Raw genomic sequence first — 26,464 nt, 5'->3', positions numbered from 1 at the left:
ATCCTTCTTGTGGGAGGAACGTACATGCGGGTACCTAAAAAAGAGCGACAAACTGAACTACAGCATACAATTGAACAAAATCCGTTCATTACGGATGAAGCATTAGCCACTCATTTCAATGTCAGTATCCAGACCATTCGACTGGACCGGATGGAAATGAAGATTCCGGAATTACGTGAACGGATTAAACACGTCGCGACGGAACGGCTAGATGATGTGCGTACATTGACTGAAAATGAAGTCATTGGTGATATGATTGACCTGAAACTAGATACATCGGCGATTTCGATTTTAGAAATCCTACCGGAACACGCGTTCAGCCGAAATGCCATTGCCCGCGGACATATTTTGTTTGCCCAAGCCAATTCATTAGCCATCGCCTTGATTGATGATGAACTGGCTTTGACGACAAAAGCCAACGTCCAGTTTACACGGTCCGTTCACGTCGGTGAACGTGTCGTGGCAAAAGCATTCGTCAGTTCGCACCGGCAGGATGGCCGATCGGACATCAACGTCGAGAGTTTTGTCGGCGATGAGTGTGTGTTCATCGGTGAATTTACGGTGTATCGAAGTAGTAAGGAGGAGTCAAAATGATTTTAGCAGTAGACGCAATGGGAGGAGATCATGCTCCACGCGCCATCGTAGAAGGAGTCGTTCAATTTTTAGCGGAGCGTCCGACGGAACAGATTGAAATCCGTCTGGTCGGCGACGAATTGAAATTACGTTCGTATGATATCAAGGATCCACGTGTGAAAATCGTTCACGCCGCATCCGTCATTACCGGAGAAGACGAACCGGTCCGAGCAATCCGTCGCAAGAAAGACAGCTCACTCGTGGTGGCTGCAAACCTGGTGAAATCAAATGAAGCAGATGCTTTGATTTCAGCAGGCAACACGGGTGCACTCATGACAGCCGGATTGTTCGTGATTGGTCGGATTGAAGGGATTGACCGTCCGGCATTAGCGCCGACGTTCCCGACACGAAATGGAAAAGGGGTCGTCATCTTAGATGTCGGTGCCAATCCAGACGCAAAAGCCGAACATCTTTTGGATTATGCGATCATGGGGTCGGTCTACGCAGAACAAGTCAGAGGAATCAAACAACCGAAAGTGGCCTTGCTGAATATCGGATCAGAAGCCGGTAAAGGGAATGCCCTGACGAAAGAGACCTATCCTCTGCTTGAGACCGCGCCCATCCATTTTGTTGGGAATGTCGAAGCGCGAGAAGCGATGAGCGGGGAAGTGGATGTCATCGTGACGGAAGGCTTCGCCGGAAACACGCTGTTAAAGAGTACAGAAGGCGCCGCCAGTATGATCATGGGCGTCATGAAAGAACAATTCATGAGTTCATTCAGTTCAAAAATCGCGGCTTTGATTTTAAAACCGAAGTTGAAAAAAATGAAACAACTGCTTGCTTATGAAGAATACGGCGGAGCCGGATTATTCGGGATTGCCGCTCCGGTCATCAAAGCCCACGGTTCGAGTAATGCCTACGCGTTCAGCAGGGCGTTGGTACAAGCAGAGCAGATGGTCGAACAGCAGGTAGTTACAAAAATCATCGAGGCAAAAAAAACGAAAGAAATCTAAAGGGGTGAGACGGATGGGTAAAACGGTTTGGATGTTCCCAGGTCAAGGATCACAAATGCCAGGAATGGGACAAACACTTCTCCATCATGAAGAGTCACGTCAAGCATTGATGGACCTCGGGACACGGATTGGTCTTGATTTAACGGATCTGTTGACGACAGGGACAAAAGAAGATTTGAAACCGACGGAAATCGCACAACCTGCCATCGTTGCACACAGTACGTTGCTTGCGAATCGTTATGCGGCGCTTGGTCATCGGCCGGACTTCGTACTCGGACATAGCGTCGGAGAGTACAGTGCACTCGTTGCCGCATCTGTCTTAACGGCAAGTGAAGCAGTTTATCTCGTACGCGAACGAGGAAATCTGATGAATCAAGTGACGGGCGGGACGATGGCAGCTGTCATCGGTTTAAACGACGTCGAAGCAGCCCATCATGCTGTCGAGTCCATTGCGGCAACGGGAGAAATCGTTCAAATCGCCAATTACAACTGTCCCGGACAATTCGTGATTTCAGGACAAGTTGCAGCTGTCGAGACGGCGACTGCGAAATTAAAAGAGTTGGGCGCGAAACGTGTCCTGCCGCTTGATGTATCAGGAGCATTCCACTCGTCGTTAATGACACCGTTTGCCTCACGGTTCGAAGATATCTTAGTTTCTTCACCATTCCAGGCGGCAAAAACGAAATTCATCTCGAATGTCGACAGTGATTTCCACGATCAGCCGGATGAGTTGATCCGTTTACTTGTCCAACAATTGTATTCACCGGTTCGTTTTGAAGCCTGTGTGGAAAAATTGATTGCAGAAGGTGCGGATACATTCATTGAATTCGGTCCTTCGTCACCGCTCAGCGGTCTCGTCAAGCGGATTAAAAAAGACGTCAAGATTGTCAGCATCACGACACTTGAACAATTGGAAGCGGAGGCGATTCGTTGAATAAGGTAGCACTCGTCACAGGCGCCTCACGTGGAATCGGAGCCGCTATCGCCAAACGGTTGGCGGCAGACGGATTCCGGATCGTCGTGAACTACGCCGGGAATACAGCAAAAGCAGAAGAAGTTGTTTCGGCTATCGTCGATGCGGGCGGTGAGGCCATCGCCGTCCAGGCAGACGTGGCTGATGCCGAGCAAGTCAAGGCATTGCTGAAAACGGCACTCGATACTTACGGTCAGTTGGATTGTGTCGTCAACAATGCCGGAATCACGCGTGACGGTCTGTTAATGCGAATGAAAGAAGCAGATTTCGATGCGGTTCTAAACACCAATTTAAAAGGTGCGTTTCTTGTGACACAAGCGGCGACGCGGCCATTATTAAAAACGAGCGGTCGCATCATCAATATTGCTTCCGTCGTCGGCATTACCGGTAATCCCGGTCAAGCTAACTATGTAGCGGCGAAAGCGGGACTGATCGGATTTACGAAGTCGGTCGCACGTGAACTGGCAAGTAAAGGCGTTACGGCAAATGCGATTTGTCCCGGTTTCATTGAAACCGATATGACGGATGAATTGACAGAAGCGCAACGTAATCAGACGCTCGATCAAATTCCGTTAAAACGATTTGGTCAGACGGACGATATCGCATCGCTCGTCAGTTTCATCGCATCAGACAATGCCCGTTACATCACTGGTCAAACTTTGGCAGTCGATGGCGGCATGACAATGTAAGTGAACTGTGGTAGTACTTTGCCAAATTGGCAATCATCTTATATACTCAACTCATGGAGGGATTTTAAAATGACAAAAGAACAAATTTTAGTAGACGTGCAAGAAGCAATCGCAGAGAAGTTAGGGAAAGAACAGAGTGAAATCACACTCGACAAATCGTTTAAAGACGATCTCGGAGCAGATTCACTTGAAGTCATGGAACTCGTCATGGATCTCGAAGATAAATTCGAAATCACAATCGAAGATGACCAAGCAGAAAACTTAAAAACAGTCGGCGATGTCGTTAGCTACATCGAAACACAAGTCTAATATATGAAGCTGAACCCACCGCGTATTTGCGGTGGGATTTAGCTGTTTAGGAGGCATTATGACAAATCAAAAAGGACGTCGTGTCCGAAAAGGACCCTATGTAAAGCGACGCAAAGACTCACGGGCTTTGGCGCAAATTGAACAGAAGTTCGGACAGCTCCAGGAACGGCTGGATATTCATTTTGCGAATGTAGAACTATTAAAACAAGCATTTACACATTCTTCGTTTGTGAATGAGCAGCGTGAATCAGACGGGGATAATGAACGTCTTGAATTTCTGGGTGACGCGGTACTTGAATTGACAGTCTCCCGTTATCTCTTTCAACACTACCCGGAACGTTCCGAGGGGGAATTAACAAAGCTGCGTGCGGCCATCGTCTGTGAGCCGTCACTGGTCCAGTTCGCGAATCATTATGAGTTTTCTGAAATGATTCTACTTGGTAAAGGAGAGGAACTGACAGGGGGAAGAAATCGTCCGGCACTACTCGCGGATGTATTTGAAGCCTTCATCGGTGCCTTATACCTCGATCAAGGGATTGAAGCTGCAGAACGATTCCTCGCCGAAGCGGTTTTTCCGAAAGTGGCGTCTGGATTTTTTGAAGAACAAACTGATTTTAAAAGTCAGCTCCAAGAAGCAATCCAGCGGGTCGGACTGGGACAAATCGAGTATGAAATCATCGAAGAACGCGGACCGGCACACAGTCGGGAGTTTATTTCACGCGTGCACATCGCGGATAAGCTGGAAGGCATCGGGACCGGCCGCTCGAAAAAAGAAGCAGAACAGCAAGCTGCCAAACAAGCCTTGCTTGAACTGAAAAACAGCTTTTGACATGAAAAAAGGCACCCATTTCAAAATGGAGTGCCTTTTTGTGAGGAATCTTAAACAGTTTTCAGTGATTTCAGTTCATCGACGATGGCATCGACTTCTGCCAATGTCAACGACTCACGCATCATGACGAAATCATAAATCTCTTTTAAATCGTCATTTTTTGTTCCGTCGAATTGTTCCGCCTTGATGACGCCTTTGTTAATGATGTTCAATTTATCCAGGATCTCTACGATCATTTGTTCAATTGTCATGTCTTAAAATCTCCTCTTCATCTCTTTAAGCCTAACATTACCATAAAAGCTACCATTTTGTAGACCTTTCGGCTATGGTAAACTAAAAGAAAATCAAAAAGAAATTTAAACATATGGGTGGTCAAGATGTACTTAAAACGAATTGAAATCAATGGCTTCAAGTCATTTGCTAGTCGGACGGAGCTCGACTTCCTTCCGGGAGTCACGGCTGTCGTCGGACCAAATGGCAGCGGGAAGTCCAATATATCGGATGCAGTGCGTTGGGTGCTCGGTGAGCAGTCGGCTAAATCATTACGTGGTGCGAAGATGGAAGATGTCATCTTTGCCGGAAGTATCTCGGAACATCGGAAACAATTTGCGGAAGTCACCCTTGTGCTCGACAATGAATCGGGGACGGTCGCTTTGCCGTATCAAGAAATCAATGTAACGCGGCGTGTCACGCGAAACGGAGACAGTGATTACTTCTTAAATAAAAAACCGTGTCGTTTAAAAGACGTGCTTGATTTATTCATGGATACCGGGTTGTCCCGCGATGCGTTTGCCATCATCGGTCAAGGACGGGTCGAACAAGTCATTTCCGGGAAACCGGAAGAACGGCGCTCTGTCATCGAAGAGGCAGCCGGTGTTTTGAAATACCGGAACCGTAAAAAACAAGCCGAAAGAAAGCTGACGGATACAGAAACAAATCTTTCCCGTGTCGATGATATTCTGTACGAACTGGGTGGACGAATTGAGCCGTTACGGGAACAAGCGTCACTGGCAAAAGAATTTTTAGTAGCCCGTGAACGGTATGACTTCTTGGAACGGGGAATCATTGCGACCGAAATCGAGCAGTATATGACGCAACTCACTGACGTGTCGACGGAAATCGAATCCTGCCAAGCCCAACTGCTTGCGGAGCAGGAGCGGTTGCAAGAAACAATAGCGACAAGGGAAACACAAGAAACATCGTTAGAAGAGAAGCGGCGCTTAGAAACGGAAATGCAGGACCGCCTGCGGCTCGTATCGACGAAACTCGTTGAAATCGAAGGGGCTTTAAACCTGGCGAAAGAAAGGGAAAAGCACGGAGCGGAAATGAAGGCGCGTCTCGAACAGGAAGTAACGGTTGCAGAACAACGGGTAGCACAAATCGAACAAGAAGAACAGACGGTGCTGAAGCAACAGCAAGAGACACAACAATTGTACCTTCAAACAGTCGCAAAACGGGAACAAGCCGATGCCGCCTTATCTTACTCCGACCGGGACTTTGAAAAAGAAGCCGAACAATTGCGTTCGGAAGCGTTTGAAGTAGCGAGCCGGTTGGCAGCGACGACCAATGCATACCATCGGGCGCAACAAGATCTGTTACATGCCGAAGAGCAGCAACGGAGTTTTTCGGAAAACGTCGGCTCAAAACAAACGGATCGTTCGACGTATGAAGCCGAAACCATTCGTCTTGCAGAACAGGTAGAAGAATTACGGAATCGCTTGGAAACATTGCGTCAGGAAGAAAAGACACAGCAAGACCAGCATCGCCAGCAACAGGAGACGTTGCGCCAAATGGAACAATCGATCATCGACCTTCACCGACGCCGCGATAAGACCGAAGACCGGATTGAATTTCTGGAATCCGTCAAAGCCGACTACAGTGGTTATTTCGGAGCCGTCAAAACCGTCTTAAAACAGCGGGACCGGATTGCCGGTATCCACGGTGCCGTCGCGGAACTGATCACCGTTCCCGCCCGCTTCGAGGCGGCGATTGAGACCGCACTGGGCGGCGCGATGCAAAACGTCGTCGTCGATACCGATGTGACGGGACGGAAACTGATCCAAGAGTTGCGCCGGCTGAATGCGGGGCGTGCGACATTTATGCCGCTCTCGTCGATTCAGCGCCGGGAACTGAGTGCTTCCGTTCAACAAAGCGTGTCAGGGATGCCAGGATATCTCGGTGTCGCAAGTCAACTGGTCACGACGCGGGAAGACTTTACGAAATTAAAAGATAATCTGCTTGGGACGACACTCGTTGTCGAATCACTTGAACAAGCCAATGCCATCGCCCGTTCCACCGGACACCGTTACCGGATCGTGACGCTCGAGGGTGACGTCGTTAACGTCGGCGGATCGATGACGGGAGGCAGTCGTAAAAAAGGAACACCGCTCTTCAGCCAATCCCGTGAACTGGAAGAGTTGCAGGCGGGATTGAAACAAGGTCAAGCTGTCATTCGTGAACAAGAGCGTCGGCGTGATGAAATGAAAACAGCCATGCAACAACTCGTCGGCTCGCTGGAAACCAATACCCGTGATATTCAATTGGTTCAAGCACAGTTGGAAAGTGTTCGCGAAGCCTACACGGATGCGAAGCGCAGTCTAGCCGTCACATCTTCTGAATTATCGGTCCACGACGGTCAATTGACCCGTCTCGCTGAACAAGCGGCAGAGGCGAAGTCCATCATCGCGGCATCAGAGCAGGACATGGAACGGTTAACGAACCGGCAAGCGGAATTGCGGCAAGCGATCGATCAACTGAAGGAAGCACAGTCACGCGGAGCAGTTGCGGTCGAAGAATTAAAGCAACAGCAAGCGGAAGCCTTGCTTGAGGAACGGACGGTCAGCATGACACATGACCAAATCGACCGTGAGGTAACACGCCTCCGTGAGACATTGAATCATGCAAAATTAGAAAGAAGTCATAAACGCCGTGATTTGAAGCATGTCCTGGAAGGATTCGACGAAGCGAAGATTGATGCCCTGCACACTGAGAAAACGCAGATGCAACAGGAACAAACTTCAGTCGAACGCGAATTGACGCTTGTGACGGCAGAAATTCAGCAGGCGGCAGAAAACTTACGTCTGTTACGGATTCAGGAAGCGAAACTGGCAGAAGCCCGGCAAGCAACGACACAGCGTCTCGATCAAGCCCGGCTTACTCAGGGACGGCTCAGTACACGCCTTGAGACCCGTCATGAGACACTTGAAGAAATGGGGCTGGTTGCCGAGTTGATTCAACCGCTGACGATCTCTTTCGAGGAGGCAAAGGAAGAATTGCATCTTCTGAAACGACAACTCGAGGAAATCGGGATTGTCAATCTTGGTGCGATTGAAGAGTTTGCCGAAGTCGATCAACGTTTTACGTTCCTGTCCACGCAACGCGACGATCTGGTCAGTGCGAAGACCGATTTATATGCGGTCATCGAAGAAATGGACCGGGAAGTCATCCGGCTGTTCAAACAGACGTACACAGCGGTCCGGGAACATTTCCGGGAAACGTTCCGCGAACTGTTTGGCGGCGGAGAAGCCGACTTGATTCTCGTCGACCCTACAGATCTGTTGACAAGCGGTATTGATATCGTGGCTAAACCGCCCGGTAAAAAGTTACAGAACCTGTCCTTGTTGTCGGGCGGAGAACGAGCACTGACAGCGATTGCTTTATTGTTTGCTATCTTAAAAACACGACCGGTTCCGTTCTGTGTTCTTGATGAGGTCGAAGCAGCCCTCGATGAGGCGAACGTCGCCCGATTCGGAGAGTTCGTTCATCAACTGGCACGTGAGACCCAGTTCATCATCATCACCCACCGTAAGGGAACGATGGAGTCAGCTGATGTCCTGTATGGTGTGACGATGCAACAAAACGGTATTTCCGAAGTATTATCCGTTAAACTGGAAGAAGCGAGACGGACATTAAGCGAAGAAGTAGAACCAAAGGGGATAAAAAAATGAGTTTCTTTAAAAAGTTAAAAGACCGGTTGACGACTTCGACACAAGAAGTGACATCGAAGTTTACGGAAGGTTTGACGAAAACACGGGACGGACTGGCGAATGCCGTCAATGATCTCGTCTACCGCTTCCGGGAAGTCGACGAAGATTTTTTCGAAGAGTTGGAAGAAGTATTGATTCAGGCCGATGTCGGTGTCACGACGACGATGGATCTTGTCGAAAAGTTAAAAATTGAAGTCAAACGTAAAAACGTCAAGGATACAAAAGAAGTGCGTGACGTACTTGTCGAAGTTGTCGCCAACATGCTGGTGGAAGAAGAAGAGTCCGAACTTGATCTCAGTCATGAACTCAATGTGATCTTATTTGTCGGTGTCAACGGCGTCGGGAAAACGACGACAATCGGTAAACTGGCGAATCGTCTGAAAAACGAAGGCAAAACGGTAATGCTCGCAGCCGGCGATACATTCCGGGCCGGTGCAATCGACCAACTTCAAGTCTGGGGTGAACGTTCCGGTGTTCCGGTCATCCGTCAGGGAGAAGGATCGGATCCGGCGGCAGTCATCTATGATGCTGTCCAGGCCGCAAAAGCACGCCGTGTCGATGTCCTGATTTGCGATACGGCCGGCCGTCTGCAAAACAAAGTCAATTTAATGAATGAACTTGAAAAAGTAAAACGTGTCATCGAACGGGAAATTCCGGGAGCACCGCATGAAGTATTGCTTGCGCTTGACGCGACGACGGGTCAAAATGCAATGGTTCAAGCCAAAGCCTTTAAACAGGCGACCGATGTCAGCGGAATCGTTCTGACGAAGCTTGACGGAACGGCGAAAGGCGGAATCGTTCTTGCGATTAAGAATGAGCTGGATCTGCCGGTGAAATTCGTCGGTCTCGGTGAAAGAATCGATGACTTACAACCGTTCGATGCCGAACAATTCGTCTATGGATTATTCGGGGATGTCTTTGAAGAAAAAGAAACAGTCGAAGAAGTCCGAGAAGAGGACTGACCTCGATTTCCTTGTAAAGAAAAAAACTTGACAACACACTGTGAGGGCTGTACTATACTATCTGTAAAGGAATTTCACTTAACAACCGTGGAGGTGCTCGAATGACACTTGATAAGACGAACCGGATGAATTATCTGATTGACTTTTATCAGGAGCTTTTGACGCCGAAACAACGGAATTATATGTCACTCTATTATCTGGATGACTTTTCGTTAGGTGAGATCGCCGATGAGTTTGAAGTCAGCCGACAAGCAGTCTACGACAACATAAAACGTACGGAAGCGATGCTTGAACAATATGAAGAACGACTGGGTCTGTTTGCAAAGTATGAACAGAGAAAGTTACTCCTTGATCAGTTAAAGCAACTTGACCTTCCGAGCGAAGCTCACGTGACCATTGCGGCACTTGAGCAATTAGAGTAGGGGGCAATTTCATGGCATTCGAAGGATTATCGGAACGGCTTCAAGCCAGCCTCGCTAAAATGCGGGGTAAAGGTAAGATTTCTGAAGCGGACGTAAAAGAAATGATGCGTGAGGTCCGCCTTGCGTTATTAGAAGCTGACGTCAACTTCAAAGTCGTTAAACAATTCGTAAATGATGTGAAAGAACGTGCAGTCGGGCAAGATGTCATGACGTCTCTCACACCAGGTCAGCAAGTCGTCAAAATCGTCCATGACGAATTGACGAAACTGATGGGGTCAGAAGTTTCTCCGTTGACGTTATCGAACCGTCCGCCAACCGTCATCATGATGACCGGTTTACAAGGGGCAGGTAAGACGACGACGGTCGGAAAACTCGCGAATCATTTACGGAAGAAACAAAATCGCAGTCCACTGCTCGTCGCAGCGGATATTTACCGACCGGCTGCGATCAAACAGCTCGAGACGTTAGGGAAACAACTCGAACTGCCGGTTTTCTCAATGGGAGATCAGGTCAGTCCACAAGAGATTGTTACGAACGCTCTCGACTATGCAAAAGAGCATCACCACGATATCGTGTTGATCGATACGGCGGGACGCTTACATATCGACGAGGACCTGATGCAGGAACTGGTTGATGTGAAAGAAATCGCCAAACCAAATGAAATTTTCCTTGTCGTCGATTCAATGACGGGTCAGGACGCTGTCAATGTCGCGCAAAGCTTTAATGAAAAGCTGGGTGTGACAGGTGTCGTCTTGACGAAGCTCGACGGGGATACTCGAGGCGGAGCAGCACTCTCCATCAAGGCAGTCACCGGAGCACCGATTAAATTCGTCGGTCTTGGAGAGAAGCTGGACGCAATCGAGCCATTCTATCCAGAGCGGATGGCGTCACGGATTCTCGGCATGGGAGATATGCTGACGCTGATTGAAAAAGCGGAGTCTCAAATGGACGCAACACGCGCCAAAGAGCTCGAAGGCAAAATGCGCGATGCATCGTTCACGTTTGACGATTTCATCGAGCAGTTACAGCAAGTGAAACAGATGGGTCCTTTGGATGAGTTGTTAGGAATGATTCCGGGTGCCGGTAAAGGAAAGATGAAGGGTCTGAAAAATGCCCAAATCGATGAGAAGCAACTCGTCTATGTCGAAGCGATTATTCAATCGATGACAAAACGAGAGCGGACTGAACCGGAAATTCTCAATGCCAGTCGTCGGAAACGGATTGCGCGCGGCAGTGGTCGCAGCATTCAAGAAGTAAACCGATTGATTAAGCAATTTGAAGACATGCGGAAGATGATGAAACAATTCTCCGGCCAAATGGGCAAAGGGAAAAAGAAAGGCGGCTTTGGCCTCCCATTCTTCTAAAAGTCTTTTCACTTTTGCTGGAACGTTGTATACTAGTGAAGTTGTCAATTTGACTAAACGAAAAAAATTATTTATTATTTGGAGGGACTTACGAATGGCAGTTAAAATTCGTCTTAAGCGCATGGGCGCAAACAAATCACCTTTCTACCGTGTGGTAGTAGCAGACTCACGTGCACCACGTGATGGTCGTTTCATCGAGCAAATCGGATACTACAACCCGGTTGCTAAACCAGAAGCAGAAGTAAAACTTAACGAAGAGCTTGCTCTTAAATGGCTCGCTGAAGGTGCTAAACCTTCGGACACAGTTCGTAACCTCTTCTCAAAAGCTGGTATCATGGAGAAATTCCACAACGCGAAACTCGCGAAGTAAGACTATTGGAGGTGAGCGAAAGCTTACCTCCTTTTTGTATGGCAAAATAATAACAAGAAATAAGACTTGTGGATAAGGAAGTGAAACAGATGGAATGGTTGGAAGTCGCAAAAATCGCCAACACGCACGGTTTGAAAGGCGAATTGAAACTCCTCGCAAGCACGGATTTTCCGGAACAGCGTTTTAAAGTCGGTAATGAGGTATTTCTTGAGTCGAACGGAATCTACACGCCGTTTACGATCAGCAGTTACCGCAAACATAAACAATTCATCATGGTGACGTTCAAAGGCATGCAACACATCAATGATGTCGAGAAATATAAAGGCTTGAAACTGTATGTGCATCCGGAAGCCTTACAAGAGCTCGGAGAACATGAATTTTATTACCATGAAATCATCGGCTGTACCGTCTTTGACGGTGAGGATGAAATTGGTGTCGTATCCGAGATTCTCGAGACGGGCGCAAACGACGTCTGGACGATCAAACGTCCCGGCAAAAAAGATGTGCTGATTCCCTATATCGAACAAGTCGTCGCTTCAATTGACGTCGAAGCCAAACGGATTCAAATCACACCGTTACCGGGTTTGATAGAAGGATGAACATCACGGTCCTGACGCTATTTCCGGAAATGTTCACGGCACTGAATCACTCGATTGTCGCCCGTGCGCAAGAGGAGAAACGGATTGAACTCAACTATGTCAATTTCCGGGACTACTCGACGAATCGTCATGGTCGTGTCGATGATTCCCCCTACGGCGGTGGGGCAGGCATGTTATTGATGCCCCAACCGATTTTTGACGCAATCGCCGACTTGCCTGAAGCAAAACGGCGTATCATTGCGTTGACACCAACAGGGCGTCGGTTTGATCACCGTCTTGCGGAAGAATGGTCCAAAGAAACGGATCTTGTCTTTTTATGCGGTCATTATGAAGGGTTCGACCAACGGGTTCATGATGAACTGGTGACAGATGAAGTCTCACTTGGCGATTTTGTTCTGACCGGCGGCGAACTTGCAGCCATGACGATGATCGATGCGACGGTTCGCCTGTTGCCGGATGTTCTCGGAAAGGCCGCGAGCCATGAAGACGACTCGTTTTCGACCGGTCTGCTCGAATACCCGCATTACACACGGCCGGCTGATTTTCGCGGTTTGACGGTCCCGGAAGTTTTATTGTCCGGTAATCATGCCCGGATTGAAACTTGGCGCCGTGAACAGGCATTGAGACGGACGCTTGAGCGGCGACCGGATTTACTCGAAACGGCCGACCTGTCCGAGACCGACCGCCGTTACCTGCAATCAATTTCAGGATTGTCAAACGACTGAAACTGTGATAAGTTAAAACATGTGGCAAAAGCCACCTATTAACGATGTTCCGCTGTTGGATGCCAGAGGCAAATGAAGATACGAACATTGGTGAAAAAAGGAGAAATCATTCATGAACACACAACAATTGTTCCGTGAAATTACACAAGAACAAATCAAGTCAGACGTCCCTGCATTCCGTCCTGGTGATACAGTCCGCGTCCACGTTAAAGTCGTCGAGGGAACGCGTGAGCGGATCCAGCTTTTCGAAGGCGTAGTCATCAAACGTCACGGTGGCGGCATCAGCGAAACGTTTACAGTTCGTAAGATTTCTTACGGAGTTGGCGTTGAGCGTGCATTCCCGCTTCACTCACCACGTGTTGCGCAAATCGAAGTCGTTCGTTACGGTAAAGTCCGTCGTGCGAAACTTTACTACCTCCGTAACCTTCGTGGTAAAGCGGCTCGTATTAAAGAAATTCGTCGTTAATCATGTGAAAAAGTGGCTTGTCTCCGGACAAGCTTCTTTTTTTTATCGTTTATGCGTATACTAGGTTTAGGCAAGAGATTGAGTTGAAGGAGTGGAACGCGTGAAGGAGTTATTTAGTTGGATTAAGGCGCTGGTCGTGGCGCTCGTAATTGCGTTCATCATCCGAACGTTTTTATTCGTCCCGGTTATTGTGGACGGCGAATCGATGATGCCGACCTTACAAAATTCGGACCGAATGATTGTCAATAAGGTTCCTTATTATTTCAATGAACCGGAACGGGGGGACATCGTGGTCTTCCATGCGACAGAAACACGGGACTACATCAAACGTGTGATTGCTGTTCCAGGTGATACGATGTACTACAAAGATGATACGTTATACGTCAACGATAAAAAAGTCGAGGAACCTTATCTGAATGAATTTAAGGCACAGATGAACGGTGTTCCTTTAACAGAAGACTTTACATTGGAAGAAAAAACAGCACAAAAGACTGTTCCAAAAGGAAAAGTATTTGTGATGGGGGATAACCGTCAAAACTCGAAAGACAGCCGGGATATCGGTTTTGTGGATGAGAATCAAATCGTCGGTACGACGAATTTCGTCTTCTATCCGTTTAATGATGTCCGGTCCGTTGATTGATGAAGGAGATCCTCTTTCAAGAAACGAAGTTCACAAAATGTGGACTTCGTTTTTTTGTTCGGACGGGGACAGGGTTCTTTTCTGTCGAAAAGTTGCGTATACTAGAGAATGGATCGTTTCTCTCGAACAGACAGTGGATCGGTAACACGGGACACGACGTATATATCGTTCATTATTAGCAGTCCAAGCACTATGAAAACTTGAGGTGGAAGAAATGACAATACAATGGTTCCCGGGACACATGGCGAAAGCACGCCGTGAAGTGACGGAAAAATTAAAATTGATTGATGTCGTCATCGAATTAGTCGACGCACGTTTACCGATGTCGAGCCGTAATCCGATGGTCGAACAAATCACAGCAGGCAAACCACGACTGATTGTCCTGAATAAATCAGATATGGCGGATGCCCGGCTGACGGAAAAATGGATGCATGCACTCCGTAAAGACGGTGTCGACGTCATCGCCGTGGATGCGAAGCACAGTAAAGGGTTGGGTCAGATTCATGAAGGTGCCTTACGCTTGATGAAAGACAAACATGACCGGATGCGGGATAAGGGACGGAACCCGAGTGCGATTCGCGCGTTGATCATCGGGATTCCGAACGTCGGAAAATCAACCTTGATCAATCGGTTGGCCGGACGGAACATCGCAATCACAGGCGACCGTCCAGGTGTAACGAAACGTCAACAATGGATCAAAATGAAAACAGGTGAAATGGAACTACTCGATACACCGGGAATTCTTTGGCCGAAGTTCGATGACCAGCTTGTCGGTTACCGTTTAGCGGCGACGGGTGCCATTAAAGATGATATCCTGAATATCGATGATATCGCCTTGTTTGCAATCCGAGAGCTCAAGTCCCGTTATCCGGAGCAACTGAAAGCCCGTTATCGGTTACAGGATGTGTCAGGTGAAGCCGTCGAAGTGCTCGAAGCGATCGGTAAAAACCGCGGTTTCGTAACAGGCGGTTATGTCGACTTTGAACGGACAAGTGAAATGTTGCTTCATGAGCTACGGACGGAGAAAATTGGTCGTGTCACGCTCGAGACCGTCGAAGAGTGGGCAACCGTCACAGAATAAGACAGGCTTGGGTTTCTCATGATGAGAAATCCAAGCTTTTTTCAAAAAGGAGCTACGTCATGAACATAACGGAAATCAAAACCCGATTGGCACACGTTTCGCAGGAAGAATTGGAACAAATTAAAAAGGAATTCGCCGAAGATGGCCGAAAAGGTGTTGTCACGGCCTTGAAACAAGCAGAACGCCGATTGTTACAGGAAGAGCAGCAACGCGTCCAGTTCCAGGAACGGTCCCTGTTCGAAGACCGGTACCGTGCACAAGGGTATCAGCGAATTGCCGGAGTGGATGAAGTCGGCCGTGGACCGCTCGCCGGTCCCGTTGTCGCAGCAGCCGTCATCCTGCCGGCCGGCTTTTATCATCCCGGATTGACGGATTCAAAACAGATGTCCAAAAAGCAACGAAGCGCCGCTTATCAACATATTCAGGAGGTTGCAGAAGTCGCAATCGGTATCATCGAGCCGGAAGAGATCGACCGGATCAACATCTATCAGGCCTCGAAGCAAGCGATGCAACAGGCTGTTGCTCAGTTGACACCGGATGCCTTGTTAGTGGATGCAATGACACTCGATGTCGATCTTCCGCAAGAGTCCCTGATCAAAGGAGATGCGCGGAGCGTATCGATTGCAGCGGCGAGTGTCATCGCTAAAGAAACACGGGATACGATGATGGAACAATACGCCGTTCTCTATCCGGAGTACGGTTTTGATCAACATGCCGGGTACGGGACAGCACAACACTTACAGGCACTCGATCGTGTCGGGGTGACACCGATTCACCGGAAGACATTTAAACCGGTCCTCGACCGACTTTAGGAGGTAAACCATCGTGCAGATTGAACATCGGGCCTTACTGCCTTTTAAAATCATTGATGCGACCAACCAACCGTTGCGTGAAGGGGCCAACGTCATCGGCAAAGTATTGAAGCTGCTTCCGGACGGTCTGATGGAACTGCAGGTTGGTCAACGTGTCTTGACGGCAGGAACGACAGCCGAGCTGAAAGAAGGTGCGACCTACCGTTTTACCGTCACGAGCACAGATGGACAACCGGTTCTAAAAATCGTAGCAGAAGAGTCCGCACCAAATAAGGCGACAGTCTTACCGGCCTTTAACCGGTTAACCCACTTTTCGAATGACTCGATCCCGCAAACGACGCGGGATGTGTTGCAACAGCTGGGGCAAAAAGTGATGGAAGGATCCGGAACGGCATTTAAACAAGCAATCATCGAATTGGTCCAACTCGCTCGGCATGCGGACGGCATGACGGAAGGACAATTGGACCGGAAGACCAGTGATCAAGTGCTCGCCCAACAAGTCATTCAAGCAACGAATGAAACCGGGCGCGGTATTTTTTTGTTTCAATTACCGCAATTCGGCCCTTTTGAGGAAGTCGATATCACAATGGAAGCGCCGTTTGATCAAAAAGAATTTAATCCCGATCACGCCCGCATCGCTTTTTACTTAAAACTGCCGAAAACCGGTGAAATCGCATTGGATTTATTAATTACGGATCGAAAGATTGCGATTTCCGTTTTTCATCCGGATGAGCGGATAGCAACGTTCATGTCCCATTATCAGCCGACTATCGAGCAGCGTCTGCACGAGCAAGGGTATGATTTGATTCGTTTTGAACAGATCGAATCGGAAAAAGAACGGATTTCATTTCAACCGACGGATCGAAACGGAAGGGTGGACTATCAGATATGAAAAAAGCCATCGCCTTATCGTATGAGGAACAGATGCAGGCGCCTAAGGTCGTCGCGAAAGGATCGGAACGGGTCGCGGAACGAATTCTTGAAGAGGCGTTACAGCACAACATTCCAATCCGTGAAGACGCGACACTGATTACATTGCTCGATGCCGTTCAAGTCTCGGAACAAATTCCAAACGAATTATACGGAGTCATTGCCGAGTTGTTTGCCTTTTTATATCAGCTCGATCAAACGGAAATTTTGAAGAAATAAATGCTTTCGGTCGATAACGATAGACAGCGCTTCCAATTTTAACTACAATGAAAGAGCCGAAACTAAAGGGGTTAAGGGGGATTTTTTCATGAATGTACATGAATATCAGGCAAAAGAGTTACTTCGTTCGTACGGTGTACCTGTTCCGAACGGAATTGCAGCATTTACAGTCGAAGAGGCAGTCGATGCAGCAGAACAATTGTCAGGTCCGATCAAAGTCGTAAAAGCACAGATTCACGCAGGGGGTCGCGGTAAAGCCGGTGGTGTTAAATTGGCTAAATCGCAAGAAGAAGTGAAAGAATTCGCGACAGAGTTACTCGGCAAAACACTCGTCACGCATCAAACAGGTCCAGAAGGTAAAGTCATTCAACGTCTTCTTGTTGAAGAAGGTTGTGCGATTGACAAAGAATACTATCTCGGGATTGTCCTTGACCGTGTAACGGGACGTGTCGTCATCATGGGTTCAAGTGAAGGCGGAATGGATATCGAGGAAGTCGCAGAAGCAACTCCGGAAAAAATTATCAAAGAAGTAGTGGATCCGGCAGTCGGCTTACAAGCTTTCCAAGCGCGTAAACTGGCGTTTGCAATGGGTGTTCCGGTTAAGCTTGTCAACAAGTTCGTCGGCATGGTGACGAAATTGTATACATTCTTCGTCGATAAAGACTGTTCAATCGCTGAGATCAATCCACTCGTCACAACAAAAGACGGTGATGTTTTGGCACTTGATGCAAAACTGAACTTTGATTCAAACGCGTTATACCGTCATGCCGATGTCGTTGCACTTCGTGACGAAACGGAAGAAGATCCACGCGAAGTGGAAGCTTCTAAAAATGACTTAAACTATATTGCACTTGACGGAAACATCGGATGTCTCGTCAACGGTGCAGGACTTGCCATGGCGACGATGGATATCATCAAGCACTTCAGCGGCGATCCGGCAAACTTCCTTGATGTTGGCGGCGGTGCGACGAAAGAGAAAGTAACAGAAGCCTTTAAATTGATTTTGTCGGATGAGAACGTCAAAGGCATTTTCGTTAACATTTTTGGTGGAATCATGAAATGTGACGTCATTGCAGAAGGTATCGTTGCAGCAACAAAAGAAGTGGGCTTAGAATTGCCACTCGTCGTCCGTCTCGAAGGAACAAACGTCGATGCCGGAAAACAAATTCTCAAAGATTCAGGTCTAGCGATTACAGCAGCTACATCAATGGCAGACGGCGCAGAAAAAATTGCTGCGCTCGTGAAGTAAGGGGGAGCTAAGGATGAGTATTTGGGTAAATGAATCAACAAAAGTCATCATTCAAGGAATTACAGGGAATCAAGGAATGTTCCATGGTGAACAGATGATTGCTTACGGAACGAACCTCGTCGGTGGTGTGACACCAGGTAAGGGCGGCACAGAAGTATTGGGCGTACCGGTCTTCGATACAGTCGCTCAAGCAGTCGAAAAAACAGGTGCCAATGCTTCCATCATCTATGTACCGCCTGCATTTGCAGCGGATGCCATCATGGAAGCAGCGGATGCGAACATCGCCTTGATCATCTGTATCACGGAAGGAATTCCGGTTCTTGATATGGTCAAAGTAAAACGTTACCTGGACGGAAAACCCGTTCGCCTGATTGGACCAAACTGTCCGGGTGTGATTACACCGGGCGTTGCGAAACTCGGAATCATGCCTGGATACATTCATACACCAGGTCACGTCGGTATCGTTTCTCGTTCTGGAACGTTGACGTACGAAGCGGTCCATCAATTGACGACAGCAGGAATTGGTCAATCAACTGCAGTCGGAATCGGTGGCGATCCGGTCAACGGAACAGACTTCATCGATACGCTCAAAGCGTTTAATGAAGATCCGGAAACAAAAGCCGTCATCATGCTTGGTGAAATCGGTGGAACGGCGGAAGAAGAAGCGGCAGAGTGGGTCAAAGCCAACATGACGAAGCCGGTCATCGGATTCATCGGTGGACAAACAGCGCCTGAAGGCAAACGGATGGGTCATGCCGGTGCTATCATTTCAGGTGGTAAAGGAACTGCTGCAGAAAAAATCAAAACACTTCGTGCCAACGGGATCGAAGTGGCAGAAACACCAGCAATCATTGGTGAGACGTTAATTCGTGTCATTAAAGAAGCCGGTATTTACGATGAATGTTTCACAGGTTCAACTGTGAACTAAACAAGATGTCAGCTGTCCTGATCTAATCAGGACGGCTTTCTTCTATATAAAAGGAGCGTAATGAATGGAGAGAGAACTGTATGCACGTTTTGCGACTTGCCGGGTTCCGTATTCAATCGTTGTCTTGATCGAGCAGTACGGTCTTTTACCGGTAGAGGATTTGCCTGTGTCGAGATCCATCAAAAACCGCTATCAGCAAGCCCTACAATTGGATCAAGTCCCAACGAACCTTCTTGTTCCGGGAGATCCGTATTTCCCAATGCCGTTACTTCAGATTCCTCAACCCGTCTATGGACTTTTCTTCAGTGGTGATCCTTCCTTATTGAGACAGCCGATGATCAGTATCATCGGAAGCCGTCAACCTTCTCCTTCTCACTCAAAACGTCTATCTTTCTTACGTCCATTTTTTGAATCGCCGTTCGTTACCGTGTCGGGTGGCGCACTTGGTATTGATTCTCTCGTACACCGTCTTTCCCTCAAACATCATCAGGCGACGATTGCCGTACTAGCGAGCGGGTTTGACTTTTTGTATCCTGCAAAGCATGCGCCGTTGTTTCAACGGATTCAACAAGACGGACTGCTTTTATCGGAATATCCTGCTCCTACCCCCGTCAAAAAACATCAATTTTTAGAAAGAAACCGGATCATCTCAGGTTTGGCATCAGGATTGATCATCGTCGAAGCGACACGGAAAAGTGGGACGATGAATACAGCCGGACATGCGCTTGAACAAGGAAAAGACGTGTACTGCATTCCGGGATGTCCGACGGAAAAACACTTTCAAGGAACAAATCAATTGATTGCAGAAGGCGCGATTCCACTCTTAAATCCGGAAGAAGTTTCAAAAAGTATCTTGATGAACGTTGACAAATGGGAATCGAGACTACTATGATAAGTGAGATTAAAATACGAGTACGCCTCTAATAGGGAGCGATTGTAATGGCAAAATATTTAGTAATTGTCGAATCACCTGCAAAGGCAAAAACCATCAAACGTTATCTCGGTTCAAACTATACCGTGAAAGCTTCGATGGGACATGTCATCGACTTACCGAAAAGTCAAATGGGTGTTGACGTAGAACATGACTATGAACCAAAGTATATTACGATTCGTGGTAAAGGGCCGGTTTTAAAGGAATTGAAAACGGCCGCTAAAAAAGCACAAAAAATTTATCTCGCAGCCGACCCGGACCGTGAAGGGGAAGCGATCGCTTGGCACTTAGCGAAAGCCCTCGGTGTCGATGAATCGACAGAATGCCGGGTTGTCTTTAATGAAATCACAAAAGACGCCATCAAAGATTCGTTCAAGAGACCCCGCAAGATCAACTACGATCTTGTCGATGCACAACAGGCACGGCGTATCTTGGACCGTCTTGTCGGTTACAGCATGAGTCCGTTACTTTGGAAGAAAATTAAAAAAGGTTTGTCAGCAGGACGTGTTCAATCGGTTGCCGTGAAGATGATCATCGACCGCGAACAGGAAATCAACGCCTTTTTACCGGAAGAATATTGGACGATCAAACTGGAGCTTGATGCAAACGGCGAAAAGCTGGAAGCGAATTTTTACGGAATTGACGGAAAGAAACGTGAACTGCACTCGGAAGAAGAAGTCAATGAAGTATTGGCTAAACTATCCAAGTCCTTTACGGTCGATTCCGTGACGAAAAAAGAACGCCGGCGTAATCCGGCCTTGCCGTTTACGACGAGTTCGCTCCAACAGGAAGCAGCCCGTAAGCTGAACTTCCGTGCGAAAAAGACGATGATGATTGCCCAGCAGTTATATGAAGGAATCGAGCTCGGAAAAGAAGGGACAGTCGGTTTGATCACCTACATGCGAACAGACTCGACACGAACTTCTGAAACGGCGAATCTCGAAGCGCACGGCTTCATTGAAAATGCGTACGGAAAAGAATATATCGCTGTTGAGAAACGGAAAGAGAAAAAAGCGGCAAATTCGCAAGATGCCCACGAAGCCGTTCGTCCGACGTCGACGATGCGTGATCCGCAGCTTGTCAAATCGTATTTGTCCCGGGATCAGTTCCGGTTATACAAATTGATTTGGGAACGGTTTGTTGCCAGTCAGATGGCTCCGGCTGTTCTCGATACTGTAAAAGTGGATTTGGTTTCAAACGATGTCATGTTCCGCGCAAACGGTTCAACGGTTAAATTTGCTGGATTCATGAAAGTCTATATTGAAGACACAGATGATGAGACGGTAACGGACGTCAAGGACGGATTATTACCGCCGCTTGAAGACGGAGAAGTCTTGGAACAGGAAATGATTGAACCGAAACAGCATTTTACGCAACCACCACCGCGGTATACAGAGGCACGCCTCGTCCGGGCGATGGAAGAACTCGGAATCGGTCGTCCGTCGACCTATGCCCCGACACTGGATACGATTCAAAAACGCGGCTATGTGACGCTGGAAGAGAAAAAATTCCTGCCGACTGAACTCGGAGAGCTGGTCATCGACATGATCAGTGATTATTTCCAAGAATTTATCACCGTTCAATTTACGGCGGATATGGAAGCCTTACTTGACGCGATTGAAAAAGGTGACATGCAGTGGACCGAAGTCGTTGATCCGATTTATAAATCGTTCGAAAAACGACTGACGCGTGCCGAAGCCGAAATCGAAAAAATCGAAATCAAAGATGAACCGGCCGGAGAAGATTGTGAAGTCTGCGGTCACGCGATGGTCATCAAGATGGGCCGTTACGGCAAATTCATGGCGTGCTCGAACTTCCCGGAATGTCGGAACACCAAACCGATTCAAGTTGAAATCGGTGTCAAATGTCCGACTTGCGGAACAGGTGAGATCGTCGAACGCCGGAGTAAAAAAGGCCGTTTGTTCTACGGTTGTTCCAATTATCCGGAATGTGAATTCGTCTCATGGGATAAACCGGTCGAGGAACCATGTCCGGTGTGTAGCAGTATGATGGTACAAAAGAAAATCAAGAACGGTGTGAAAGTAGAATGTACGTCTTGCGGACATCATGAAACACGCATCGATCAGGAGCAAGAGGAGGAATGACCGATGAAACGGGTAACCGTAATCGGCGCCGGACTCGCAGGTTCTGAAGCAGCATGGCAACTTGCGAAACGCGGTGTACAAGTAGATTTATATGAAATGCGACCGGTGAAGCAGACACCTGCTCACCATACGGATCAGTTTGCCGAGCTCGTCTGCTCGAACTCACTGCGGGCGAATCAACTGACGAATGCAGTCGGCGTATTAAAAGAAGAAATGCGACAACTCGACTCACTCATCATGAAAGCAGCTGACTTGGCAAGTGTGCCGGCAGGCGGAGCACTCGCTGTCGACCGGCATGACTTTGCCGGATATGTGACGGAAACATTAAAAAATCATCCGAACGTCACGGTTCATCATGAAGAACTTGAAGCGATTCCGGAGGGTCCGACCATTGTCGCAACAGGTCCTCTCACAAGTGCCGCTTTGTCGGAATCACTAAAGCAGTTTACCGGAGAAGATTATCTGTACTTCTTTGATGCTGCCGCACCGATTCTTGACGGCGATACGATTGACCGCGATAAGGTCTATTTAAAGTCACGTTACGATAAAGGAGAAGCGGCTTACTTGAACTGTCCGATGACAGAAGAGGAGTTTACGCATTTCCATAACGAGTTGATCAAAGCGGAAGTCGTTCCTTTAAAGGAATTCGAGAAGGAAATCTACTTCGAAGGGTGTATGCCGTTTGAAGTACTGGCGTCACGCGGACCGAAGACACTGTTATTCGGACCGATGAAACCGGTTGGTCTCGAAGATCCGAAAACCGGTAAACGTCCGTATGCCGTTGTTCAATTGCGTCAGGATAACTCAGCCGGGACACTGTTTAACCTGGTCGGTTTCCAAACGCATTTGAAGTGGGGCGAGCAAAAACGGATCATCCGTTTGATTCCGGGTCTTGAAAATGCCGAAATCGTCCGTTACGGTGTCATGCACCGGAACACGTTCGTCAATTCACCGAACCTGTTGCAACCGACGTATCAAACGCGGACACGTCATGACCTGTTCTTTGCCGGTCAGATGACGGGTGTCGAAGGATACGTTGAATCGGCGGCATCGGGTTTGACGGCAGGAATCAATGCGGCACGTCTCGTCAATGAGGCGGAACCGGTCGCTTTCCCGAAAGAGACGATGATGGGTGCAATGGCACATTACATCACGACGACGGAAGGAAAGAACTTCCAGCCGATGAACGCAAACTTCGGATTGGTACCGGGACTTGTCGGACAGACAGGTCGTATGAAGAAACCTGAAAAATACGCGCTCCTTGCCGAGCGGGCATTAGAAGCGATTAAAGACTTTACCGATATGTAAGTGGGATGGGGGAGAAGGCGCAATTCAGCGTTCTTTTCTCCCATTTCTTGATTTGTCATAAAAGCGTGATAATTTTGTCATTTTTCCGATTTTTGGTCTATTGTCAGACTACTTACGGTGTGCTATGCTAAGGGCGATTCGAGTATGAAATGGTTAGAAGGGGGCTCATCCATGGGAGTAGACTCAGAGTTTGACGTACTGCGAAAATCGTTTTTACGGTATGTACACATCGAACGTCAATTATCTCCAAATACGGGCCGTTCTTATGATCAAACACTTCGACAATACGCCGCTTTTTGCCTCGATCATCAGCTGGGATCGATTGAATTGGCAACTGCACGGCGTTATTTGTTTGCTCTTTATGACCAAAAAGCATCTAAATCAACGATCGCTCAAAAAGTATCTTGTTTGAAACAGTTCGGCCGTTTTGTGACACGGGATACAAATGATGTGAATCCATTTGAAGGATTGAAGGCACCAAAGCGTGTCCAAACGCTGCCGACGTTTTTAGTCCCATCAGAATACGAACGATTTTTAGAAGTCTTCCGAACGTCGGATGCATTAGGTGTACGGAATGTGGCATTGATTGAGTTGCTATATGCAACAGGGATGCGTGTCAGTGAATTAGCCGGATTGAACGTAAAAGATTTAGATTCGGACTTGGAATATGTTCATGTATACGGAAAAGGACGAAAAGAACGGATCACACCGATTGGGTCATTTGCGAGAAAAGCCTTGACCGACTATTTGGCAGAACGACAACCGACCGAGGACGAAGAACAAGCCGTTTTTCTTTCTCGTTCAGGCCGTCGTCTGACAACGGACGGAATTCGGAAAATCTTAAAAAAGGCAGACCCCTTTTTATCGAAACATGTGACACCACATGCTCTACGACATAGTTTCGCGACCGACTTACTGGAACGTGGAGCAGATTTACGAGCGGTGCAAGAATTGCTTGGGCATGCTTCATTATCGACGACAGGGCAATATACACACGTCACGACGGAGCGGCTACGACATGTTTATCAGCAAGCGCATCCGCGTGCCTAAGGGAGGAAATAGGATGTTTCATGCAACGACGATTTTTGCGATTCAACATAACGGTCAATCTGCCATGAGCGGAGATGGACAAGTGACTTTCGGTAATCAGGTCATCATGAAGAAAAGTGCAAAAAAAGTCCGGCGTCTTTATGGTGGAAAAGTGATTGCAGGATTTGCCGGAAGTGTAGCTGATGCGTTTACGCTATTCGAAAAGTTTGAAGCAAAACTTGAGATGTACAACGGGAACCTGCAACGGGCAGCCGTGGAATTAGCAAAGGAATGGCGCGGCGATAAAATGTTACGCCAACTCGAAGCCTTGTTGCTTGTCATGGACGGAACACATTTACTGCTTGTTTCCGGTAACGGAGAAGTAATCGAACCGGATGACGGCATTTTAGCCATCGGTTCAGGCGGCAACTATGCTCTCGCGGCGGGTCGTGCACTTGCTCGGCATGCCGGACATATGACGGCTGAGCAAATCGCCCGTGCAGCTCTTGAAACAGCAGGTGAGTTATGTGTATTCACAAATGATCAAATCATTTTAGAGACGATTGGGGGAAGTGCAGATGCATGAATTTACACCGAGACAAATCGTGGAAAAACTAAATGAACATGTCATTGGTCAGGCGGATGCAAAACGAGCCGTCGCGATTGCACTTCGAAATCGTTACCGCCGGCAACTGCTCGATCCGAGCCTGCGTGATGAAGTGACACCAAAGAATATCCTGATGATCGGACCGACGGGTGTCGGGAAAACAGAAATTGCCCGTCGGCTTGCTAAACTGGTCCGCGCACCATTCGTTAAAATTGAAGCGACGAAGTTTACAGAAGTCGGTTATGTCGGTCGGGACGTTGAATCAATGGTCCGTGATCTAGTCGAAGCTTCACTCCGCCTCGTCAAGGATGAGAAAAAGGAAGCTTTAAAAGAACGGGCTGAAGCGGTCGCGAATGAACGGATTGTGGATGCACTTGTCGGTAAAAAAGCGTCGACAGGTCTCGGTGGAGGAAATCCGTTCGAGATGTTATTCGGTGGCACCCAAAAACCGCCTGAACAAGAAACTGCGAATGACACCGCCGATCGCTCTGTCATTCGACAACAGCTGTTCCAAGGTCAACTAGAAGACCGCATGATTGATGTGGACATTGAAGAACGTCAAATGGATTTGTTCTCCGGTCAACAAGGCATGGAAGGTCTTGCGAATCTGCAGGATATGCTCGGGCAAGTCATGCCGAAAAAAACAAAGAAACGCCAGCTGAGTGTCAAAGAGGCACGTCCGATTTTGACGGCAGAAGAAGCGGAACGATTACTCGATTTAAATGAAGTCCACGATGAAGCTGTTCGTCGTGCTGAACAGATGGGAATCATCTTCGTCGACGAAATCGACAAGATTGCAACGAAGGGGCAAGATAGTGCCGGTGTATCACGTGAAGGCGTACAGCGTGATATCTTACCAATCGTCGAGGGATCGACTGTCGTGACGAAGTATGGTCCTGTGAAGACGGATCATATGTTATTCATTGCAGCCGGTGCTTTCCATATGGCAAAACCATCTGATTTGATTCCGGAGTTGCAAGGACGTTTTCCGATCCGGGTGGAACTCGACAGTCTGACCGAAGATGACTTCGTTAAAATTTTGACTGAACCCAATCAAGCATTGTTGAAACAATATAAAGCTTTGCTTGGAGCGGAGCAAGTCCATGTCACGTTTACCGAAGACGCGATTCGTCAAATTGCACGGATTGCGGCACAAGTGAATGATGAAACAGATAATATCGGTGCTCGCCGTTTATATACCATTATGGAGCGTGTATTAGAAGAATTATCGTTTGAAGCGGCAGAGATGCCAGAGACAGACGTCACCATCACACCACAATATGTCATGGACCGCGTCGGAAAAGTAGCAGATGATCGTGATTTAAGTCAGTTCATCTTATAAGTG

28 protein-coding genes are annotated in these 26,464 nt (G+C 47.9%); 27 read left to right on the top strand and 1 reads right to left on the bottom strand.

Going from position 1 to position 26,464, the window contains the following annotated elements; genetic code table 11:
• Positions 1–24: 24 nt before the first annotated feature.
• The 6 genes from fapR (at position 25) to rnc (ending at position 4,386) form a co-directional block, all read left to right on the top strand.
• Positions 25–594 carry a transcription factor FapR gene (gene fapR / locus ABIC15_RS00895; RefSeq protein WP_012370781.1) on the top strand — a complete coding sequence of 190 codons (570 nt, stop codon included), beginning with the start codon at positions 25–27 and terminating at the stop codon, positions 592–594.
• Complete coding sequence (gene plsX / locus ABIC15_RS00890; RefSeq protein ID WP_012370780.1) at positions 591–1,586, top strand: phosphate acyltransferase PlsX; 996 nt, start codon at positions 591–593, stop codon at positions 1,584–1,586. Before fapR ends, plsX begins: the two co-directional genes overlap by 4 nt.
• 13 nt (positions 1,587–1,599) lie before the next feature.
• Complete coding sequence (fabD, locus tag ABIC15_RS00885) at positions 1,600–2,520, top strand: ACP S-malonyltransferase (protein ID WP_012370779.1); 921 nt, start codon at positions 1,600–1,602, stop codon at positions 2,518–2,520.
• Positions 2,517–3,248, top strand: coding sequence for a 3-oxoacyl-[acyl-carrier-protein] reductase (fabG, locus tag ABIC15_RS00880; protein WP_012370778.1), 732 nt, complete (start codon positions 2,517–2,519; stop codon positions 3,246–3,248). The genes fabD and fabG overlap by 4 nt, the downstream gene beginning before the upstream one ends.
• Before the next feature lie 69 nt (positions 3,249–3,317).
• Positions 3,318–3,557 (top strand): acyl carrier protein, encoded by a 240-nt coding sequence (acpP, locus tag ABIC15_RS00875; protein WP_012370777.1) that lies wholly within the window; start codon positions 3,318–3,320, stop codon positions 3,555–3,557.
• Between the two features lie 58 nt (positions 3,558–3,615).
• Positions 3,616–4,386, top strand: coding sequence for a ribonuclease III (rnc, locus tag ABIC15_RS00870; protein ID WP_012370776.1), 771 nt, complete (start codon positions 3,616–3,618; stop codon positions 4,384–4,386).
• Between the two features lie 50 nt (positions 4,387–4,436).
• On the opposite strand, the gene ABIC15_RS00865 is transcribed toward rnc, so the two are convergent.
• Entirely contained in the window at positions 4,437–4,637 is a 201-nt protein-coding gene (locus ABIC15_RS00865; RefSeq protein WP_012370775.1) for a DUF1128 family protein, read from the bottom strand.
• 126 nt (positions 4,638–4,763) lie between these two features.
• Between ABIC15_RS00865 and smc the strand changes: the two genes are divergently transcribed.
• From smc to hslU, 21 genes are all read left to right on the top strand, one after another.
• Entirely contained in the window at positions 4,764–8,333 is a 3,570-nt protein-coding gene (gene smc, locus ABIC15_RS00860) for a chromosome segregation protein SMC (protein WP_354019514.1), read from the top strand.
• Positions 8,330–9,334 (top strand): signal recognition particle-docking protein FtsY, encoded by a 1,005-nt coding sequence (ftsY, locus tag ABIC15_RS00855; protein ID WP_354019513.1) that lies wholly within the window; start codon positions 8,330–8,332, stop codon positions 9,332–9,334. The genes smc and ftsY overlap by 4 nt, the downstream gene beginning before the upstream one ends.
• Before the next feature lie 101 nt (positions 9,335–9,435).
• On the top strand, positions 9,436–9,756 hold the full coding sequence (locus ABIC15_RS00850) for a putative DNA-binding protein (RefSeq protein WP_012370772.1): 321 nt from the start codon (positions 9,436–9,438) through the stop codon (positions 9,754–9,756).
• Between the two features lie 11 nt (positions 9,757–9,767).
• Positions 9,768–11,120: a signal recognition particle protein gene (ffh, locus tag ABIC15_RS00845; protein WP_012370771.1), complete on the top strand. Its 1,353-nt coding sequence runs from the start codon at positions 9,768–9,770 to the stop codon at positions 11,118–11,120.
• 94 nt (positions 11,121–11,214) lie between these two features.
• A complete protein-coding gene (gene rpsP, locus ABIC15_RS00840) occupies positions 11,215–11,490 on the top strand; it encodes a 30S ribosomal protein S16 (RefSeq protein WP_012370770.1) in 276 nt (91 codons plus the stop codon).
• Positions 11,491–11,579: 89 nt separating this feature from the next.
• Complete coding sequence (rimM, locus tag ABIC15_RS00835) at positions 11,580–12,089, top strand: ribosome maturation factor RimM (RefSeq protein ID WP_214763942.1); 510 nt, start codon at positions 11,580–11,582, stop codon at positions 12,087–12,089.
• Positions 12,086–12,814 (top strand): tRNA (guanosine(37)-N1)-methyltransferase TrmD, encoded by a 729-nt coding sequence (gene trmD, locus ABIC15_RS00830; RefSeq protein WP_354019512.1) that lies wholly within the window; start codon positions 12,086–12,088, stop codon positions 12,812–12,814. Before rimM ends, trmD begins: the two co-directional genes overlap by 4 nt.
• A gap of 112 nt (positions 12,815–12,926) precedes the next feature.
• Positions 12,927–13,280 (top strand): 50S ribosomal protein L19, encoded by a 354-nt coding sequence (rplS, locus tag ABIC15_RS00825; protein ID WP_012370767.1) that lies wholly within the window; start codon positions 12,927–12,929, stop codon positions 13,278–13,280.
• A gap of 100 nt (positions 13,281–13,380) precedes the next feature.
• Positions 13,381–13,920, top strand: a complete 540-nt coding sequence (gene lepB, locus ABIC15_RS00820; RefSeq protein WP_354019510.1) for a signal peptidase I — start codon at positions 13,381–13,383, stop codon at positions 13,918–13,920.
• Between the two features lie 214 nt (positions 13,921–14,134).
• Positions 14,135–15,001, top strand: coding sequence for a ribosome biogenesis GTPase YlqF (gene ylqF / locus ABIC15_RS00815; RefSeq protein ID WP_012370765.1), 867 nt, complete (start codon positions 14,135–14,137; stop codon positions 14,999–15,001).
• Positions 15,002–15,060: 59 nt separating this feature from the next.
• On the top strand, positions 15,061–15,813 hold the full coding sequence (locus ABIC15_RS00810; protein WP_354019509.1) for a ribonuclease HII: 753 nt from the start codon (positions 15,061–15,063) through the stop codon (positions 15,811–15,813).
• Positions 15,814–15,826: 13 nt separating this feature from the next.
• On the top strand, positions 15,827–16,705 hold the full coding sequence (locus ABIC15_RS00805) for a hypothetical protein (RefSeq protein ID WP_214763973.1): 879 nt from the start codon (positions 15,827–15,829) through the stop codon (positions 16,703–16,705).
• Complete coding sequence (locus ABIC15_RS00800) at positions 16,702–16,962, top strand: EscU/YscU/HrcU family type III secretion system export apparatus switch protein (RefSeq protein ID WP_214763980.1); 261 nt, start codon at positions 16,702–16,704, stop codon at positions 16,960–16,962. The genes ABIC15_RS00805 and ABIC15_RS00800 overlap by 4 nt, the downstream gene beginning before the upstream one ends.
• Before the next feature lie 88 nt (positions 16,963–17,050).
• Positions 17,051–18,211 (top strand): ADP-forming succinate--CoA ligase subunit beta, encoded by a 1,161-nt coding sequence (gene sucC, locus ABIC15_RS00795; RefSeq protein ID WP_012370761.1) that lies wholly within the window; start codon positions 17,051–17,053, stop codon positions 18,209–18,211.
• Positions 18,212–18,224: 13 nt separating this feature from the next.
• Positions 18,225–19,139 carry a succinate--CoA ligase subunit alpha gene (gene sucD, locus ABIC15_RS00790; protein WP_354019508.1) on the top strand — a complete coding sequence of 305 codons (915 nt, stop codon included), beginning with the start codon at positions 18,225–18,227 and terminating at the stop codon, positions 19,137–19,139.
• A 64-nt stretch (positions 19,140–19,203) separates the two neighbouring features.
• On the top strand, positions 19,204–20,031 hold the full coding sequence (dprA, locus tag ABIC15_RS00785) for a DNA-processing protein DprA (RefSeq protein ID WP_354019507.1): 828 nt from the start codon (positions 19,204–19,206) through the stop codon (positions 20,029–20,031).
• 47 nt (positions 20,032–20,078) lie between these two features.
• Positions 20,079–22,175, top strand: a complete 2,097-nt coding sequence (topA, locus tag ABIC15_RS00780) for a type I DNA topoisomerase (RefSeq protein ID WP_214848886.1) — start codon at positions 20,079–20,081, stop codon at positions 22,173–22,175.
• Between the two features lie 3 nt (positions 22,176–22,178).
• The gene (gene trmFO, locus ABIC15_RS00775; RefSeq protein ID WP_012370757.1) at positions 22,179–23,483 is read left to right on the top strand and encodes an FADH(2)-oxidizing methylenetetrahydrofolate--tRNA-(uracil(54)-C(5))-methyltransferase TrmFO; all 1,305 of its coding nucleotides are present in this window, start codon (positions 22,179–22,181) and stop codon (positions 23,481–23,483) included.
• Between the two features lie 171 nt (positions 23,484–23,654).
• Positions 23,655–24,533, top strand: a complete 879-nt coding sequence (locus tag ABIC15_RS00770) for a tyrosine-type recombinase/integrase (protein WP_214764003.1) — start codon at positions 23,655–23,657, stop codon at positions 24,531–24,533.
• Positions 24,534–24,546: 13 nt separating this feature from the next.
• Positions 24,547–25,098 carry an ATP-dependent protease subunit HslV gene (hslV, locus tag ABIC15_RS00765; RefSeq protein WP_012370755.1) on the top strand — a complete coding sequence of 184 codons (552 nt, stop codon included), beginning with the start codon at positions 24,547–24,549 and terminating at the stop codon, positions 25,096–25,098.
• Positions 25,091–26,461 (top strand): ATP-dependent protease ATPase subunit HslU, encoded by a 1,371-nt coding sequence (hslU, locus tag ABIC15_RS00760; RefSeq protein ID WP_012370754.1) that lies wholly within the window; start codon positions 25,091–25,093, stop codon positions 26,459–26,461. Before hslV ends, hslU begins: the two co-directional genes overlap by 8 nt.
• Positions 26,462–26,464 lie beyond the last annotated feature (3 nt).

The sequence above is a fragment of the Exiguobacterium sp. PvP048 genome (genome assembly GCF_040549175.1).
Classification (GTDB): Bacteria; Bacillota; Bacilli; order Exiguobacteriales; family Exiguobacteriaceae; genus Exiguobacterium_A; species Exiguobacterium_A artemiae.
The sequence above is the reverse complement of the archived record's forward strand: the minus strand, read 5'-3'. Positions and strand labels throughout refer to the sequence as shown.